Source organism: Streptococcus wuxiensis, from assembly GCF_040888245.1.
Lineage (GTDB): Bacteria > Bacillota > Bacilli > Lactobacillales > Streptococcaceae > Streptococcus > Streptococcus wuxiensis.
Genome location: NZ_JBFNFE010000004.1, coordinates 1 through 19641, shown reverse-complemented (window position 1 = coordinate 19641; position 19641 = coordinate 1). Strand labels below are relative to the sequence as shown.

Genomic DNA, 19641 nt, shown 5'->3' with positions numbered 1-19641 from the left:
GGAGGAAGTATGTCAAAAGCTCTTAAAGGAACTCTTTTTACAGTGATTGCTGGTATTGCTTGGGGCTTGTCTGGGACCAGTGGTCAGTACCTGATGGCTCATGGAATATCAGCTCTAGTCCTAACCAATATCCGTTTGATTGTTGCAGGTTTGCTCTTAGTTCTCTTGTCCTATATAAAGTCTAAGGAACAATTTCTAGCTTTTTTAAAGGATAAATCAAGTCTCTTTTCTCTCTTGTTATTTTCATTATTTGGTCTCTTTCTAAATCAATTGGCCTATTTATCGGCTATTCAGGAGACAAATGCTGGTACAGCGACAGTGCTTCAGTATGTCTGTCCCGTTGGTATTCTAGCATTTACTTGTATAAAGGATAAGGTAGCACCTACTATAGCCGAAATACTTTCTATGATTTTAGCAATAGGTGGAACCTTTTTAATTACGACTCACGGTCAAATGGATCAGCTTTCTATGACACCAGCAGGTCTCTTTTGGGGTTTGTTCTCTGCTTTAACCTATGCTCTTTATATCATTTTATCCATTAAGCTCATTCAAAAATGGGGGAGTATTCTGGTTATTGGTGTCGGTATGACCATCTCTGGTTTTGTAGCAGTGCCATTTACTGGGATTATCGGTACTAGTCTACCTATGTCTTTTGATATCTTCTTAGCATTTACTGGAATTATTCTCATCAGGACTGTTTTTGCCTACACGGCCTTTCTTAAGGGGGCAAGTCTGGTTGGACCAGTTAAGTCGAGTCTTTTAGCATCCATTGAGCCTATTTCTGCTGTATTCTTTGCTTTCATAATTATGGGAGATATCTTTTATCCTGTAGATTTTCTTGGTATGGCAATGATTTTATTGGCTGTGACTATTATTTCTTTAAAGGATTTAATGCTAGAAAAGAAACACAAGTCCATTTAAGAACAGAACAACCTTATATAGAGGTTGTTTTTTATGCTCTAGTATCAATTTAATTAATTTTAAGATTGAAAGTTTATAATAAAGTTACAAAAATAAGCTAAACGGAGGAAATATGAATTTTATACAAAGTATTCATCCTGCTAAACCTTTAAGATACTTAAAATGGTTCGACATCTTAATCATCACTGTTTTAATGTTTGGAGAGTTTATCATCCGTTCTACTCAACAATTTATGGAGAGTCTATCACCTTCAACTATTTCTAGTGTTGCGGAAACTACAACAAATGTAGCAAGTGATGGGGCAGCTTATTCTAGTAATTTTACTTTTCAACTGATGATGTTAGGGATTACTTTCCTTTATCTCTTGATTCGAAATTATGATTTTAAACAACTTCCTATACGTTTTTCCTGGTCTGTTTTCATCTGGGTTCCCCTTATCTTCGCTATTGTTGGAATAATTGGAGATACTGTAACAACCCTTAGTGGTGAGTACAATTATTTTAATCCTCAGTTGATTCCTTTTATAGACCCAATGGAAGTCATTAGAAAATTCATGGCCTTAACGCCAATGGCTATTGGCTATGCGCTTTTAAATGGTTTTTACGAAGAATTTTTCTTCTTGGGATTGCTGACTTCAGTAAGAGAAAAGCATCAGTGGCTGGTTCTAGTATACTCGGTAATCATACGGATTTCTTTCCATACCTACCAAGGATTACTCTGGGCCTTGGTTATTGGTCTTGTTTACGGACTATTCTATTATTTCTTGTACAAGTATGTAGTCAAGAATTTACTGCCATTCTTTCTCATGCACGCTCTTGCAGATATGTTTGGTTCAAGTCTCTTGTACCTCTTGATTACTTGGAGAACTTAAGCAAAAAATCCACTCAAATGAGTGGATTTTTTTATGAATGCTTTTAGTCTTTATTTTCGTATGGCAAGATCAAGTTCAAAAGGATACCTGTCATTGCTGATAGGGCAGTACCTGAAAGTGTAACTGGACCAAGTTTAAGGATTGCTCCACCAAGTCCAAGCACGAGCATTGCACTAGCGATGATAAGGTTACGCATTTGACCAAAGTCTACACGTTCCTTGATCAAAACTTTCAAACCGTTGCTGGCGATAACCCCATAAAGAAGGATTGACATACCACCAAGTACGGCGCTAGGGATTGTAGAAATCAAAGCAGTGAATTTACCAAGGAAGCTGAGGGCAATTGCGATAAAGGCAGCGTTACGGATAACTGAGACAGAAGCGATACGAGTCATACCGATCACCCCTGTATTTTCACCGTAGGTAGTATTAGCAGGACCACCAAGGAAGGCAGATACAGATGTTGCGATACCGTCACCAAGAAGGGTACGGTGAAGACCTGGTTCTTTCAAGAATTGACGGCCACAGATTTGGCTCAAGACCGTGTGGTCTCCAATGTGTTCTGAGATTGTTACGATCGCGATTGGTAAGATTGCGATTGTCTCTGGACCGAAGTAAAGGTTGTATTCTTTGAAGGCACCACCTGTGCTAAATGGTAGGTAGAAGCCTGGAATTTCGAACCAGTTAGCTTGAAGAACAGGTGTGAAGTCTACTAGACCAAGAAAGACTGCAAAGATATATCCACCGATAATGGCAAATAAGAAAGGAATGATACGAAGGAATCCCTTGCCTTTTGTATTGATAAAGGCAGCGATGAGGAAGGTAACCACAGCTACAAGAGCATTTTTCCAGTTGCCATCAGCAACAAGACCAGCATTTGTTACAGCTGAACCTGCAAGACCAAGACCAATTACGATAATCATAGGTCCGATAACGATTGGTGGTAAAAGTTTATCAATCCATTTTGTACCAGCAAAGCGGATGCTAGTTGAAACAAGAACGTAGATTAAACCAGTTAAGATAACCCCTGTTTGAGCGGCAGAAACATCGCCACCCATTTCCTTCATAGCAAGAGACATTGCAGTGATGAAGGCAAAAGAAGAACCGAGATAGACCGGAACTTTAAAGCCAGTACATACCATGTAAATCAGTGTTCCGACACCTGATGCAAAAAGGGCAACAGATACAGGCATTCCCAAAATCAGTGGCACCAAGATGGTAGCACCAAACATGGCAAACACGTGCTGGAAGCTGAGTAGAATTCCCTTACCAAAAGAAGGACGTTGGTCAACGTCGAGTAACAAATCAACAGTTGATTCTTGTTTCATAAATACCTCACTTTTTGGACATCAAAAAAGAGCCCATTATTTTACAGCAATAGGCTCTCAGAGTAAGACATCTTTAAAACATGGTTATCCCAATATTTAAAGAATTTCATATATATCTGCGTCTTCGTCACCTCACGGGATGACATTAAAAACCTTTGCTTGTGATAGTATAGCAGAAAAAAATGATTTTGTAAATCATTTTTTCCCGAGCCAAAAAACAAAAAAGCGAGGTGTGATTTTGTAAATCATTTTTTCCCGAGCAAGGAAATAAAGACACGAGGTATAATCTTGTGAGTATCTATTTAAAATATCCTAAAGTGGTCGTTTATTTGGCATACCAGCCTTACGTGGGTATTTATTTGGAGTTTCTTTTTTCTTTTCTACAATGGTGATGTAGCGAGGATCTCCATTAGGAAGTGTGTAGCTGATGTTATCTTCAACCTTACTAAAGAGAAGGTTGAGAGCATTTTTGGCTTCTGTCAATTCCTCAGGAGCATTACTGGCCTTAAGTGCCAAAAGTTTTCCACCAACTTTAAGGTAAGGAATGGTTAACTCTGAGAGAACTTGCATGCGAGCAACTGCACGAGCTGTCACAATGTCGAATTGGGCACGGAAGTTCTTGTCTTGGGCAAAGTCTTCGGCTCGTCCATGGTAGAAATGAATCCCTTCTAAATCAAGCTCCTCAGCTAGAAGCTGAAGGAAGTTAATGCGCTTGTTCAGAGAATCAATGATGGTCACATCTAGCTGAGGGTAGAGAATCTTCATAGGAAGACTTGGGAATCCTGCACCAGCGCCAATATCCAGTAACTTAATTTCTTGGTTTTCTATCAACCCTTGTAGAATAGGAGCGATGGAATCATAAAAGTGCTTAAGATAAACCTCTTCCTTTTCTGTAATTGCAGTCAGGTTGATTTTTTGGTTCCACTCGACTAAGAGTTCGAAATAGCGCTCAAATTGAAATTTTTGCTGGTCAGTGAGATTAATATTCTGTTGGTCAAGTAGTGAGTAAAAAGTTTCTGTTTTCATAGTTATATCCTTCTTGTATATCATCTTATTTTACCACAAAAACATGGAAATTTGATATACTTGTACTAATCTAAAAGCAGAAAGGATAAGATTATGACTTGGATTATTCTTGGAGTTTTGGCTCTGATTGTTATTTTTGTGATTGTTAGCTATAACGGTTTGGTGAAAAATCGTATGCAGACCAAGGAGGCTTGGAGCCAGATTGATGTTCAGTTGAAGCGTCGTAATGATCTCCTCCCAAACTTGATTGAAACAGTTAAAGGTTATGCTAAATACGAAAGTTCTACTCTTGAAAAGGTGACTGAACTCCGTAGACAAGTAGCTGCAGCAACTACACCTGCAGAAGCCATGAAAGCTAGTGATGCACTGACTCGTCAGATATCTGGTATCTTTGCGGTTGCAGAGAACTATCCTGACTTGAAGGCTAGTGGCAACTTTGCTCACTTACAAGAAGAACTGACTAACACAGAAAACAAAATATCATATTCTCGCCAACTTTATAACAGTGTCGTTAGCAACTACAATGTTAAATTAGAAACTTTCCCAAGTAATCTGGTTGCGGCTATCTTTGGCTTCAAGGCAGCAGATTTCCTTCAAACTCCAGAAGAAGAAAAGGCTGTGCCTAGAGTTGATTTTAATGGTTTAGGTGACTAAGATGCTGTACAAACAAATTGCTAGTAATAAACGTAAAACTTGGATTCTTTTAATTGTCTTCTTTCTTTTGCTAGCCATAGTTGGTTATGCGGTTGGTTTTCTGTTCATGAACTCAGGTATCTGGGGCGTGACCATAGCTATGATTATCGGTTTCATCTATGCCTTGACCATGATTTTTCAATCTACAGAGATTGTCATGAGTATGAATGGTGCGCGTGAGGTTGATAGAAACGAAGAACCTGTTCTCTATCATGTTGTCGAGGATATGGCAATGGTGGCGCAGATTCCTATGCCACGAGTTTATGTAATTGATGACCCGGGTTTGAATGCCTTCGCCACCGGTTCGAATCCTCAAAATGCTGCTGTTGCTGCTACGTCAGGCCTTCTAGAGATTATGAATCGTGAGGAGTTAGAGGCAGTAATCGGGCATGAAGTTAGTCACATTCGCAACTTAGATATTCGAATCTCTACCATTGCTGTTGCTCTTGCTAGTGCCATCACTCTTTTATCGAGTATGGCTGGTCGTATGATGTGGTGGGGTGGAGCTAGTCGTAGTCGTAGAAGTAATGACCGTGATGGTGGAGGACTTGAGATTATTTTATTGGTCCTATCTCTACTAGCCATCGTCCTAGCGCCTCTTGCAGCAACTTTGGTGCAGTTAGCTATCTCTCGCCAACGAGAATTCTTAGCGGATGCTTCAAGTGTGGAATTAACACGCAATCCTCAGGGGATGATCAATGCCCTCCTTAAACTAGAAAATAGTCAACCCATGAGTCATCATGTGGATGATGCTAGTAGTGCCCTTTATATCAATGATCCTCAAAAACCAGGTGTCTTGAAAAAACTATTTTATACGCATCCACCTATTTCAGAACGGATTGAGCGTTTGAAACAAATGTAAAAAAACATCCAGAGAACTTTCTCTGGATGTTTTTTTATAAGTTTAATACATGAGATTCTACTTTTATTAAAGACCAAAAACAGGTCCGTAAAGTGTCAATGTATGTTTAACGTGATCGAAGTGGAACTTGTCATAGTTTCTCCAAGCAGTGCGAGCTTGATCGTTTAGTTTTAGTGAGCCAAGTCCAATCAAAAGACTAGTCAGTTGGTAAAAGCTTTCCAGTTCAATTAAGATAGCATTGTCTAATTTCTCAGCTTTTTTAAGTTCTCTGAGAATCTCATCTATATTTCGCTGTAAGCGTAAATCATCAGGTAATCCTTGTTTACAGTTTTGTATCGTTTGATTTAATTCTGAAACGAGTTGATAGGCTTCAGCTAAAAGAGCTTTGTCTTCCATATGAGCGTCCTCCTTTGCTCATGTATTGATGCCTATAGTATAGCACAAAAAATAAAATTGTCATAATAAATATATCAAAAAATAGAGAATGATATTTTAAAAGTTTAGTTACCTTGCTTGCGGTTCTTTCATGGTATAATCAAGTGAGTAAATCTTTATGGAGGAAGTATGAAATTAAATATTCAAGAAGTTCGTAAGCAGCCTGAGGGTTTGTATTTTGAAGCAGCCTTAGACTTAGTAGCCGACTTACGTGAGCGTAATCAAGAAATTATAGATGTAAAAGATATCCACGCAGTAGGGAAGGTTCAGTACGAAGACCGTATGTTTTTCCTAGACTATCTCTTGTCTTATACAATCGTTCTAGCTTCTAGCCGCAGTATGGAGCCGGTAGAATTGAAAGAGTCTTACCCAGTGACAGAAGTCTTTATGGAAGGTGCTACCAATCAATTGGACCAAGAAGTTCTAGATGATGACTTAGTATTACCGATTGAAAATGGTGAAATCGACCTTTCTGAGAGCGTATCTGATAACATCTTGCTAAATATTCCAATAAAGGTCTTAACGGCTGAAGAAGAGGCTGGTCAGGGATTTGTTTCTGGAAATGACTGGCAAATCATGACAGAGGAAGAATATCAAGCTCAACAAGCAGTCAAAAAAGAAGAAAATAGTCCTTTTGCAGGCTTGCAAGGGCTGTTTGACGGAGATGAGTAGATGGTTTTATCCAAGAAACGTGCCCGTCATGTCATTGAGGAAATCATAGCCCTTTTTCCCGATGCGAAACCAAGTCTAGATTTTCGCAATCATTTTGAGCTTTTGGTTGCCGTTATGCTATCTGCTCAAACGACAGATGCTGCGGTAAATAAAGCAACTCCTGCTCTTTTTGAAGCATTCCCCACGCCTCGGGCTATGGCAGATGCCAGTGAGAGTGAAATTGCTAAACATATTTCTCGCCTTGGTCTTTATCGAAACAAAGCAAAATTCCTCAAAAAATGTGCCCAACAACTTCTAAATGATTTTGGTGGTCAAGTTCCTCAGACCAGGGAAGAATTAGAAAGCTTAGCTGGTGTTGGTCGTAAAACAGCTAATGTTGTCATGAGTGTTGGCTTTGGAATTCCGGCTTTTGCAGTAGATACTCATGTTGAGCGTATCTGTAAACATCACGATATCGTTAAAAAATCAGCTACACCACTTGAAGTTGAAAAACGTGTCATGGAGGTTTTGCCACCAGAAGAATGGTTGGCGGCTCACCAGGCCATGATTTACTTTGGTCGTGCTATCTGTCATCCCAAAAATCCAGAATGCGAACACTATCCACAGTTATACGATTTTAGTTCATTATAAGGCCAAACATTGAATGTTTTTACTTGCTTTGGTCTAGGCTTTGTGATATAGTAAGGACAATAAAATATTCCTTTAAACCTGTCCCGTGAGGCAGGCAAGGAGCTGGATTAAGTAGAAGGGTAAGTCTATACTGTTTACAGTAAGGCTCGCTTAGTTATACATTCTCAAGTCTCCTTGAAAAAGGAGACTTTTCTTTTTGGAGGTTTGTCATGAAGACAAAAGAAGTTGTAGACGAATTAACCGTCAAGCGAGCAATTACGCGTATCACTTATGAGATTATCGAACGCAACAAAGATTTGAATAAAATCATTTTAGCGGGAATTAAAACACGTGGTGTCTTTATTGCTCACCGTATCCAAGAGCGTTTGGAACAATTGGAAAATATCTCTGTTCCCGTTGTAGAATTAGATACTAAACCCTTCCGCGACGATGTCAAAAGTGGTGAAGATACTTCCTTGATTTCTGTCGATGTGACAGACCGCGAAGTTATCTTGGTGGATGATGTTCTTTACACAGGTCGTACAATCCGTGCCGCTATCGATAACATTGTCGGACATGGTCGTCCTGCCCGTGTGAGTCTAGCGGTACTAGTGGACCGTGGACACAGAGAATTGCCAATTCGTCCAGATTACGTTGGGAAAAATATTCCAACTAGTCGTTCTGAAGAAATCATCGTTGAGATGACAGAACTTGATGGCCAAGATAGAGTTTTGATTACTGAAGAAGCTTAAAAGCTAAAGGAGTAGCCATGTCAGAAAATCAACAAGCACTCAAACATGTGGTGTCCATGGAAGATCTCACTGTAGATCAGGTTATAAAATTGATTAAACGAGGGATCGAGTTTAAAAATGGAGCCCAGTTGCCCTACGAAGACCATCCCATTGTTTCCAACCTTTTCTTTGAAAATTCGACAAGAACGCATAAATCCTTCGAAGTTGCAGAGATTAAACTGGGATTGGAACGACTTGACTTTGATGTGAATACAAGCTCTGTAAACAAGGGTGAGACACTCTATGATACAATCTTGACCTTGTCTGCACTTGGTGTAGATATCTGTGTTATTCGGCACCCAGAGGTTGATTACTACAGGGAATTGATTGCGAGCCCAACCATTACGACATCGATTATCAATGGTGGTGATGGCTCAGGGCAACATCCTAGTCAGAGTCTGCTTGATTTGATGACAATTTACGAAGAATTTGGCCGTTTTGAAGGGCTCAAGGTTGCCATTGCTGGTGACTTGGACCATTCACGTGTTGCCAAGTCCAATATGCAGATTTTAAAACGTTTAGGTGCTGAACTTTACTTTGCAGGACCTGAGGAATGGAGAAGTCAAGAGTTTGCTGACTATGGCCAGTTTGTAACTATTGACGAGATTGTTGACCAGGTGGATGTTCTGATGTTGCTTCGAGTTCAACATGAACGCCACGAAAGTGGAGCAGTCTTCTCAAAAGAAGAGTATCATTCTCAACATGGCTTGAACCAAGAACGCTATAATCGCTTAAAAGAAGAAGCAATTATTATGCATCCGGCTCCTGTTAATCGGGATGTGGAAATTGCCGATCATCTTGTTGAAGCACCAAAATCACGCATTGTCCAACAAATGACTAATGGAGTATTTGTTCGAATGGCAATCTTAGAATCCGTATTGGCAAGTAGAAAAGCCAAATAAGACACAAAACGTTAAAAGACGCCAGTGAGCGTCCACGAGAGGTGAAAATATGACAAAACGACTTCTAGTTTTAGAAGATGGCACAGTTTTTGAAGGTAAGGCCTTCGGTGCAGATATTGATGTAACAGGGGAAATAGTCTTTAACACTGGAATGACAGGATATCAAGAATCCATTACAGACCAATCTTATAATGGACAAATCTTGACCTTCACATATCCACTAGTAGGGAATTATGGAGTTAACCGTGACGACTACGAGTCTATCAGTCCTACTTGTAAGGGAGTTGTGGTTTTCGAAGAGGCTCGTAGAGCTAGCAACTGGCGTAACCAAATGACGCTGGACGAATTCTTGAAGGCTAAGAAAATTCCTGGAATTTCAGGCATTGACACTCGAGCTCTTACAAAAATTATCCGTAAACATGGAACAATGCGTGCAACTTTGACACATGCTGGCGATAGTATGGATCACATTGCAGATCAACTTCAAGCAACTGTCTTACCGACTGATAATATCAGACAAGTTTCTACAAAGACTGCTTATCCAGCTCCAGGAGTTGGTTTGAGCGTTGTTTTAGTAGACTTCGGTCTTAAACACTCTATTTTACGAGAGCTATCTAAACGTGATTGTAACGTGACTGTAGTTCCATACACAACTACGGCTGAGGAAATCTTGCATTTAAACCCTGACGGAGTTATGTTGTCAAATGGTCCTGGAAATCCAGAAGATGTACCAGAAGCTCTTGAGATGATCCGTGGTATTCTCGGGAAAATTCCAATCTTTGGTATCTGTATGGGGCACCAGCTCTTTGCGATGGCAAATGGTGCTAAGACCTATAAAATGAAGTTTGGTCACCGTGGCTTTAACCATGCTGTTCGTGAAATTGCAACTGGGCGCGTGGACTTCACAAGTCAAAATCATGGTTATGCAGTTAGCCGTGAGGATTTACCAGAGCACTTAATCATCACACACGAAGAAATCAATGACAAGTCAGTTGAAGGCGTACGTCACAGATATCTACCAGGTTTCTCTGTGCAATTCCACCCAGACGCAGCTCCTGGGCCACATGATGCAAGTTATCTATTTGATGAGTTCATCGAGATGATGGAAGCTTTCAAACAAGCAAACTAAAGACGAGTGAGAAATCGTCGGAGAATTTATGGAATTGAACACGGACGGAAAGCTCGGAATTTAGATAAACCAACAAGGATAGAAATCCTTCTATGGTTTCCTAAAATTCAGTCGCTTTCTTATCGTCCTTTGTATCTTATTTAATGTCGCTCTGTGAGGCGACGAATAGAAAGGCAGGTCGTTTCTTTTAGTCGCTATATGGCGAACTAAAAACTCCCTGCACTAGATTTTTTACCGAAAATGATCGTTTCGCTAAAAAATCGTCGGAGAATTTATTTAATGGCAATCAGAGAGTTGCCGAATAGAAAGGAGAAGATACATTGTTCGCGGAAGTGAACACGCCCTAAGAACTGTGTGAAAAAGATAAACATTGATTTGACGCTGAAGGCGTCTGCACCAAGTTTCCTATTTTCACTGTGTTCTTGATGGGCTTTGTATCATAAACTATGCCTAAACGTACTGATATTCAAAAAATTATGGTGATTGGTTCTGGTCCGATTATTATTGGTCAGGCTGCTGAGTTTGACTATGCTGGAACCCAGGCCTGCTTGTCTTTGAAAGAAGAGGGGTATGAGGTTGTCTTGGTTAACTCAAATCCTGCAACCATCATGACAGATAAAGAGATTGCAGACAAGGTTTACATCGAACCAATCACACTTGAGTTTGTGACTCGTATTCTCCGTAAGGAACGTCCAGATGCTTTGCTTCCAACTCTTGGAGGTCAAACGGGACTTAATATGGCCATGGAATTGTCTAAAAATGGTATCTTAGATGAGCTCGGAGTAGAACTTCTCGGGACTAAACTGTCTGCCATCGACCAAGCGGAGGACCGAGATCTCTTTAAACAATTGATGGAAGAACTCAAGCAACCAATTCCAGAATCTGAAATTGTAAACACAGTTGAGGGAGCAGTTGCCTTTGCTGCAACTATTGGTTATCCAGTTATCGTCCGCCCAGCCTTTACTCTAGGTGGTACTGGTGGTGGTATGTGTGCCAATGAGGAAGAATTGCGTGAAATTGCTGAAAATGGTTTGAAGTTGTCACCTGTTACCCAGTGTTTGATTGAACGTTCTATTGCCGGTTTCAAGGAAATTGAGTATGAAGTCATGCGTGACTCAGCTGATAATGCCCTTGTTGTTTGTAACATGGAAAACTTTGACCCTGTCGGAATTCACACAGGTGACTCTATCGTATTTGCCCCTGCGCAAACCATGTCCGACTATGAAAACCAAATGCTTCGTGATGCTAGTTTGAGCATTATCCGCGCTCTCAAGATTGAAGGCGGATGTAACGTTCAGCTTGCGCTTGATCCACATAGCTTTAAGTACTATGTTATCGAAGTAAATCCTCGTGTATCTCGTTCTTCAGCTCTTGCTTCTAAAGCAACAGGTTACCCAATTGCTAAATTGGCTGCTAAGATTGCGGTAGGGTTGACCTTGGATGAAGTTATTAACCCAGTTACAGGTTCAACCTATGCTATGTTTGAACCAGCACTTGACTATGTGGTGGCTAAGATTCCACGTTTCCCATTTGACAAGTTTGAAAAAGGGGAACGTCGTCTTGGTACCCAGATGAAGGCAACTGGAGAAGTTATGGCAATCGGTCGTAACATTGAAGAGTCACTTCTTAAAGCTTGTCGTTCGCTTGAAATCGGGGTGTATCACAATGAAATGCCTGAACTTGCAGATGTTTCAGATGATGCCTTGATTGAAAAAGTTGTCAAGGCTCAAGATGACCGTCTCTTCTACGTATCAGAAGCTATTCGTCGTGGTTATACACCAGAAGAGATTGCTGACTTAACTAAGATTGATATTTTCTACCTTGATAAACTCTTGCATATCTTTGAGATTGAACAAGAATTGGGCGCACATCCTCAGGATATCGATGTCCTGAAAACAGCAAAACTCAATGGTTTCTCAGATCGTAAAATCGCAGAACTTTGGGGAACTACAGCTGATCAAGTTCGCCAACTTCGTTTAGAAAATAAGATTGTCCCAGTTTACAAGATGGTAGATACTTGTGCCGCAGAATTTGAATCAGAAACTCCGTACTTCTACTCAACATATGGATGGGAAAATGAGTCTATCAAGTCTGATAAGGAATCTGTACTTGTCCTAGGTTCTGGTCCAATCCGTATCGGTCAAGGGGTAGAGTTTGACTACGCAACAGTTCACTCTGTTAAGGCAATTCAGGCTGCTGGCTACGAAGCCATCATTATGAACTCAAACCCAGAGACAGTTTCAACAGACTTCTCTGTATCAGATAAACTCTACTTTGAACCATTGACTTTTGAAGATGTGATGAATGTCATCGATTTGGAGCAACCAAAAGGCGTTATTGTTCAGTTCGGTGGTCAAACAGCTATCAACCTAGCTGAGCCATTAGCAAAAGCTGGTGTGACTATCCTTGGTACTCAAGTTGCTGACTTGGACCGTGCAGAAGACCGTGACCTCTTCGAACAAGCCCTCAAAAACTTGGATATTCCGCAACCGCCTGGGCAGACTGCAACCAATGAAGAAGAAGCAGTGCTTGCTGCACGTAAAATTGGTTTCCCAGTTCTCGTTCGCCCTTCATATGTTTTGGGTGGACGTGCCATGGAAATCGTTGAGAATGAAGATGATCTTCGTTCTTACATGCGTACTGCGGTTAAGGCAAGTCCTGACCACCCTGTTCTTGTTGACTCTTATATCGTTGGGCAAGAGTGCGAAGTTGATGCCATTTCAGATGGACAAAATGTCCTCATCCCTGGTATCATGGAGCATATCGAACGCGCTGGTGTCCACTCAGGTGACTCCATGGCGGTTTATCCTCCTCAAACCTTGTCGCAAAAAGTGCAAGAAACGATTGCAGATTACACCAAACGCCTTGCAATCGGCCTCAACTGTCTTGGGATGATGAACATTCAGTTTGTTATCAAGGATGAGAAAGTATACGTCATTGAAGTAAACCCTCGTGCCAGCCGTACTGTTCCATTCCTTTCTAAAGTAACCAATATCCCTATGGCACAGGTAGCGACTAATCTAATTCTCGGTCAAAGTCTTGAAGAACTTGGTTACCAAGATGGACTTTACCCAGAAAGCACTCGCGTTCATATCAAGGGACCAGTATTCTCCTTTACCAAGCTAGCTAAGGTAGACAGCCTTCTTGGCCCTGAAATGAAGTCAACAGGGGAAGTCATGGGTTCTGATACCACTCTTGAAAAAGCACTCTACAAGGCCTTTGAAGCTTCTTATCTTCACTTACCAACCTTTGGTAATGTTGTCTTCACTATCGCAGATGATGCAAAAGAAGAAGCACTAGATTTGGCTCGTCGTTTCCAAAATATTGGCTACGGAATCCTTGCTACTGAAGGAACAGCAGACTTCTTTGCAAGTCATGGATTGCAGGCTCAACTCGTTGGAAAGATTGGTGATAATGAGCACGATATCCCAAGCTACGTCCGCAAAGGAAAAATTCAAGCTATCATCAACACAGTTGGTACCAAACGGACAGCTGATGAAGATGGTGAGCAAATCAGACGTTCAGCAATTGAACATGGAGTTCCTCTCTTTACAGCTCTAGACACAGCAGATGCCATGCTCAAAGTACTAGAAAGCAGAAGTTTTGTCACAGAAGCCATCTAAATAAAAAAATGATTCTCGTAAGGGAATCATTTTTTATTTTATGAAAATGATAATATTTTCACAATCATTAAAATGTAATCAAAATGAAATACTAAGTAATAAAATTATAATAAATAATGAGATAGTTAAATAAAAAAACCATAAATAAGGGGAACTAAATCTCCATACATATAAATATATATAATGAGTATTTTTGTTTTTTTAAAACCCTAAAATTCAATAAAGAAAACGTTTTCAGGAGCACATAATTCTTTGAAAACCGTTTGAGCTTTTGATATGATGGAGATGCTAGAGTGGGTATTCTATACACTTCAATAATTGTACCTAAGATACAATTATTGTAAAAATATTACCTTCTGATAGTAAAAAATATAAAGGAGAACTTATCATATGATAAGAAAAGAACGACAACGTTTTTCTTTGCGGAAATATAAGGTAGGTGTTGCATCGGTATTTTTAGGAACAACTCTTAGCTTTATGTTGGCAAATGGTGGTGCAGTAAAAGCTTCTGAACTTCCTACGCAACCAAGTTCTGAAGAAAAAACAGAGTTGGTGAAAAAGGATAGTGTCAGCGAGGATTCCTCTAAGAAGGAAGAGAATGTTGTAGAAAATGTTGCAACAACTGAACTTGCTGAGACAAACAAGGTTGAAGAAGGGAAAGCAGCTTCTGAGGCTAAAACAGAAGAAGCTAAATCTGAACCAGTGTCTTCAGAAAAATCAGAAGAAGTAAAACCTGCTTCAACTGAGGCTGAGGTTGCTAGTAAGGAAACTGCTAAGCCGGTTGAAAAAGCTGAAGAAACTAAGCCAGCTGTTTCAGAAGGTGATAAACCTAAAGTTCGTAATCGTCGTGCTACAACGGAAGATGCAGTTTCTGGAGATCACAACTCTAAGCCAGTCAGTGTTAGTACATATCTAAAAGATGGTGAAACAGTTGATCCAACTATACAAAACCCAAATGGAGCTACGGTTGGGTCTCAAACTGTACCAGCTGGATATGCAAGAAAAGAAGGTGATTACTATACTTATAGTATCGTAGACCTTACTAAGTTCAATGAACGTTATAATACAAACTACTATACACGTGCATATAAGAATTTTGATGTTACTACAGACACAACGGTTGAATTGATTGATAAAACGACTGGTAATGTAGTAGAGACTAGAAAAATCACAGCAACAAGTGGAATTCAAAAATTCACTACTACTAAGACGGCATCAAATGGTGAATTAACTTGGCAAGTTGATTACAACCCAGGTACAGGAGCTGGACCTGGTAAAACGGACCAACCATTTATCCAATTAGGTTATGAAGTTGGTGCAAGTATTCAAGCTTTAGTAAATCCAAAGAATGAAGCTGAACAAAAATTATATCAAGATGTTTATAACGCTCGTACATCAACTGATATTATTAACGTTGTAGAACCAGCTTATAATGGTCGTACAATCACAGATACAAATGCTAAAATTCCAATATTCGTTGATAAAACAACTTACTACAGAGTAGTTGATAAAAATAACCCAACATTTAACGCTAATAAAACAGATAAAACTGTTCAAGATTACGTACCAAATGGTAATGAAGTAGACTTGGCTAGATATACAACTAAAGCCATGGAAGGACAAAACTTCACAGCATCTGGTGAGCGCCAATTTGATGGCTACAAATTGTATCAAACGGCAGATCCAGATTCAACATCTGGTTATGTAAGCCGTCCTTATACTGTTGGTACCAAATTCATGGATGCTGAGCGTGCAGGAATTAAGCGTATCAAGGAAATCGTAGGGGAAGATGGAACTGTAGTCGTTCGTGTTTACTTACTAGATCCAAAACAACAAAGCAAACGTTCTGATGGTACATTGAGCACTGATGGCTACATGTTGTTGGCAGAAACCAAGCCGATTAAACCTGGTGATTATAACAAACAAGAATTAAATGTTAAGAAATCACCTCTTAACACAATTGCTTTCACTGATAATAAAGGTGTAAATTATCCAAACGGTAAAGAAGTTACATTTGATTTCCAAAAAGCTGCTGGATATACGCCGTATAAAACGGTATTCGTACCATTCTTAGGAGACGGTATCGGACACCTTTCACCAAATAGTCAATTAGAAAATGGTGCATATGTACAAATAGGTACAAACGTTGACTTGCTCAACTCATTGACACCATACAAGCAACCAATTTATTACTATGTCAAACAAAAGCCAGTTGAAGTCATTCCAGAAGTTGAAAAACAACTTGAAGGACGTGTCTTGACAGACGGCGAGTTTACTTTCAAATTAACAGAAGAGAAAAGTACTCCTGATAAGCACGAAGAAACTGTTACCAACAAGGATGGAAAAGCTACATTCAGCAAGCTTACTTTTAACAAAGCTGGTACTTATAAATACAAGATCACTGAACAAAAGGGTTCTGATACAGACGTTGACTACGACGCAATGACTGTTACCATGACAGTTACTGTAACTGAGAATTCTAAAGGTGAATTGCAAGCAACTGTTAAATACAGTGCTGAAGGTGGATTCAAATCAAGTGATGATGATAAGGTCTTCAACAACTATGTGGTAGCACCAGTAAAAGTTAAATTTGACTTCACGAAGAAATTGGCTGGACGTGAACTTAAAGACGGAGAATTCAACTTTGTTCTTAAAGATTCAAGAGGTCAAGAAGTTGAAACTGTTGCCAACAAAAAAGATGGTACAGTGACATTTACTGAATTGTCATTTGACAATACGAAAATTGGTACACATACCTATACTGTAGAAGAAGTTATTCCAACAATGAAAGAAGTTGGTATGACTTACGATACGATGAAGGCAACTATTACAGTTAAGGTTGCTAAGAACGGTCATACACTTACTACAGTAACAAGCGTATCATCAACTGGTGGTGTAGATGACAACGGAGCATCAACTGATGGTAAGGAAGATAAAGTATTCAACAACAAAATCACTCCTCCAGCAACACCTGAATTCCAACCAGAAAAATTCGTACTTAACAAAGAAAAGTATGACCTCACTGGTACTAAATTAGTCGATGATGACAACGAGTTGACTAATGAGTATACAGAAACCAATGCAGATCCGTATGCTGATAAAACTACGAACAACGAAGCAGAAAACATCAATACTAAGACCGTTGAACGTGGTGAGAAATTAGTTTACCAAGTATGGTTAGATACTAGAAACTTCTCAGATAAGAATAACATCCAATCTGTTGGTATCTCTGATACTTATGACGCTGAAAAAGTAACAGTTAATGCTGCTGATATTAAGGCATATGACAGTGTAACTGGCCAAGATGTAACTGCTAAGTTTGACATTAAAGTTGAAAATGGTGTTATTACAGCAACTTCTAAAGCTTCTATGAACAAGTCTTTAGGTGATGCGGATAATACTCAAGTTATCGACACAACTAAATTCGAATTTGGTCGCTACTATAAATTTGATATTCCAGCTACTGTTAAAGACACAGTTAAGGCAGGGGCTGATATTGAAAATAAAGCCAACCAAATCGTTCATGTCTACAACCCAGTAAGCAAATCTGTAGAAACACCTGAAAAACCAACTCAGAAACGTGTCAACTCTGTACCAGTTACAGTTGATCTCAAGTTCACTAAAAAGCTGGAAGGCCGTACTCTAGCAGCTGGTGAATTTAGCTTTGTTCTTAAGAAAGACAATGTTGCAGTTGAAACTGTTAAGAATGATAAAGATGGTAAGATTACCTTTAAGACACTTAAGTTTGGAAAAGATGATCTTGGCAAGACCTACACTTATACTGTTTCAGAGGTTGCAGGTACTGATACAACAGTAACTTACGACGATATGGTTGCAACAGTTACAGTGAAGGTAGCCCATGATGGTACTGCTAAGGCAATTGTAGCAACTGTTACAGACGCTCCAGATAAAGAGTTCAATAATACTGTAACTCCACCGGAAGAACCTAAGTTCCAACCTAAGAAATATGTTTTGGATCAAGAAGGTTTTGATATTAAAGGTAAGTCATTATTAGATGATGATAAAGAACTAGCTGATTCAGTAACAGAGACAAACAACGACCCTTATGTTGATAGATATGACAATAACGAAGAACATAACATCAACACATTGGGAGTTCATAAAGGTGATAAAATCGTTTACCAAGTTTGGTTGGATACAACTCAGTTTAACGAAAACAATAAGAATAATATCCAAACTGTTGGAATCACAGATGATTACGATGAAACTAAACTTGATGTAGATGCTTCAGCTATCAAGGCATATGACTCTGTAACTGGTGCTGATGTGACTAATAAGTTCGACATAAAGGTTGAAAATGGTGTCATGACCGCAACTCTTAAAGCTGGCTTCACCAAGTCACTTGGAGACGCGGAAAACACTCAGATCATCGACACAACTAAGTTCGCATTTGGACGTTACTATAAATTCGATATCCCAGCTACTGTCAAAGATACTGTTAAACCAGGTGCTGATATTGAAAATACTGCAAGTCAGTTAGTACATTATTACAATCCATCAACCAAGAAGGTTGAAAAACCAGTTAAACCAACTGAAAAACGTGTCAACTCAATTCCAATTGATATCGAATTCAACTTCACTAAGAAACTCGAAGGTCGTGAACTGCAAGCTGGTGAGTTCAGCTTCGTATTGAAAGACGAAGAAGGTAACGAGATCGAAACTGTCAAGAATGATAAAGATGGTAAGGTGAAATTTGAACCACTTTCATTCATGAAGGGTGACGAAGGAACTCATAAGTATACTGTAGAAGAAGTTAAAGGTTCTGACGCTACAGTAACTTACGATACCATGAAGGCTGAAATTACTGTTGAAATTTCTTACGATGGTACAGCTAAAGCACTTGTGAAGACACTAACTGATGCTCCAGATAAAGAGTTCAATAACACTGTGACTCCTCCGGAAGAACCTAAGTTCCAACCAGAGAAGTATGTATTGGATACAGCTAAGTTCTCAATTACTGATAACAAGCTTCTTGATGATGATTCTAAGTTGACAGACAAGTACGGAGATACTAATAACGATCCATACGTAGATAAGACTGACAACAACGAAGCAGAAAACATCAATACCAAGACTGTTAAGCGTGGAGCTAAGCTCTACTATCAAGTATGGTTGGATACAACTAAATTCTCAGCAACTAACAAAGAAAACGTTCAATCAGTAGGAATCACTGATGACTTCGATGAAACGAAGGTTGATGTAGATGCTTCAGCTATCAAGGCTTACGATTCAGTAACTGGTGCAGATGTGACAGACAAGTTCGACATCAAGGTTGAAAATGGTGTTATGACAGCAACTCTTAAATCTGGCTTCACCAAGTCACTTGGAGACGCAGACAATACACAAATCATCGACACAACTAAATTCGAGTTTGGTCGCTACTATAAATTCGATATTCCAGCCACTGTTAAAACAGACGTTGAAGGTGGAGTAGACATCGAAAATACAGCAGCGCAAATTGTAAACTACTACAACCCATCTACGAAGAAAGTTGAGAAACCAGAAAAACCAACTGAAAAACGTGTCAACTCAGTTCCAATTGAAGTCGAATTCAACTTCACTAAGAAACTCGAAGGCCGTGAGTTGAAAGCTGGCGAGTTTAGCTTCGTATTGAAAGACTCTAAAGGTACTGAAATCGAAACAGTTCAGAACGACAAAGATGGTAAGGTGAAATTCGCTAAACTTGAATTCACTAAAGCCCAAGTTGGAACTCATAAGTACACTGTAGAAGAAGTTAAAGGATCTGACGCTACAGTCAC

Annotated in this window: 14 protein-coding genes; 11 read left to right on the top strand and 3 right to left on the bottom strand. The window is 39.5% G+C overall.

Annotation, left to right across the window (positions count from 1 at the left end; all coding sequences use genetic code 11):
* Positions 1-9: 9 nt before the first annotated feature.
* Complete coding sequence (locus tag AB2B47_RS05650) at positions 10-921, top strand: DMT family transporter (RefSeq protein WP_320693829.1); 912 nt, start codon at positions 10-12, stop codon at positions 919-921.
* A gap of 112 nt (positions 922-1033) precedes the next feature.
* Positions 1034-1792, top strand: a complete 759-nt coding sequence (locus AB2B47_RS05645; protein ID WP_320693828.1) for a CPBP family intramembrane glutamic endopeptidase — start codon at positions 1034-1036, stop codon at positions 1790-1792.
* 43 nt (positions 1793-1835) lie between these two features.
* Here the strand turns inward: AB2B47_RS05645 and AB2B47_RS05640 are convergent, their stop codons facing one another.
* Positions 1836-3119, bottom strand: coding sequence for a uracil-xanthine permease family protein (locus tag AB2B47_RS05640; protein WP_036753427.1), 1284 nt, complete (start codon positions 3117-3119; stop codon positions 1836-1838).
* 312 nt (positions 3120-3431) lie between these two features.
* Positions 3432-4145, bottom strand: coding sequence for a 16S rRNA (guanine(527)-N(7))-methyltransferase RsmG (gene rsmG, locus AB2B47_RS05635; RefSeq protein WP_320693827.1), 714 nt, complete (start codon positions 4143-4145; stop codon positions 3432-3434).
* A 93-nt stretch (positions 4146-4238) separates the two neighbouring features.
* Between rsmG and AB2B47_RS05630 the strand changes: the two genes are divergently transcribed.
* Both AB2B47_RS05630 and htpX read left to right on the top strand, forming a co-directional pair.
* Positions 4239-4799 carry a LemA family protein gene (locus AB2B47_RS05630; RefSeq protein ID WP_320693826.1) on the top strand — a complete coding sequence of 187 codons (561 nt, stop codon included), beginning with the start codon at positions 4239-4241 and terminating at the stop codon, positions 4797-4799.
* 1 nt (position 4800) lies between these two features.
* Positions 4801-5700 carry a zinc metalloprotease HtpX gene (htpX, locus tag AB2B47_RS05625; protein ID WP_320693825.1) on the top strand — a complete coding sequence of 300 codons (900 nt, stop codon included), beginning with the start codon at positions 4801-4803 and terminating at the stop codon, positions 5698-5700.
* Positions 5701-5766: 66 nt separating this feature from the next.
* Here htpX and AB2B47_RS05620 read toward each other — a convergent pair whose 3' ends face one another.
* Complete coding sequence (locus AB2B47_RS05620) at positions 5767-6096, bottom strand: hypothetical protein (protein ID WP_006152176.1); 330 nt, start codon at positions 6094-6096, stop codon at positions 5767-5769.
* A gap of 168 nt (positions 6097-6264) precedes the next feature.
* Here AB2B47_RS05620 and AB2B47_RS05615 point away from each other — a divergent pair, with 168 nt between their 5' ends.
* The 7 genes from AB2B47_RS05615 to AB2B47_RS05585 form a co-directional block, all read left to right on the top strand.
* Positions 6265-6807 carry a YceD family protein gene (locus AB2B47_RS05615; RefSeq protein ID WP_006151910.1) on the top strand — a complete coding sequence of 181 codons (543 nt, stop codon included), beginning with the start codon at positions 6265-6267 and terminating at the stop codon, positions 6805-6807.
* Positions 6808-7437, top strand: coding sequence for an endonuclease III (gene nth, locus AB2B47_RS05610; RefSeq protein WP_006151729.1), 630 nt, complete (start codon positions 6808-6810; stop codon positions 7435-7437). It begins immediately after the preceding gene.
* 209 nt (positions 7438-7646) lie between these two features.
* Complete coding sequence (pyrR, locus tag AB2B47_RS05605; protein WP_000850019.1) at positions 7647-8168, top strand: bifunctional pyr operon transcriptional regulator/uracil phosphoribosyltransferase PyrR; 522 nt, start codon at positions 7647-7649, stop codon at positions 8166-8168.
* Positions 8169-8185: 17 nt separating this feature from the next.
* The gene (locus tag AB2B47_RS05600) at positions 8186-9109 is read left to right on the top strand and encodes an aspartate carbamoyltransferase catalytic subunit (RefSeq protein ID WP_006151454.1); all 924 of its coding nucleotides are present in this window, start codon (positions 8186-8188) and stop codon (positions 9107-9109) included.
* Positions 9110-9158: 49 nt separating this feature from the next.
* Complete coding sequence (locus AB2B47_RS05595; protein WP_006151564.1) at positions 9159-10238, top strand: carbamoyl phosphate synthase small subunit; 1080 nt, start codon at positions 9159-9161, stop codon at positions 10236-10238.
* A 446-nt stretch (positions 10239-10684) separates the two neighbouring features.
* Positions 10685-13861: a carbamoyl-phosphate synthase large subunit gene (gene carB, locus AB2B47_RS05590; protein WP_320693824.1), complete on the top strand. Its 3177-nt coding sequence runs from the start codon at positions 10685-10687 to the stop codon at positions 13859-13861.
* A gap of 390 nt (positions 13862-14251) precedes the next feature.
* On the top strand, positions 14252-19641 hold a 5390-nt coding region (locus AB2B47_RS05585), incomplete at its 3' end, for an SspB-related isopeptide-forming adhesin (RefSeq protein ID WP_320693823.1).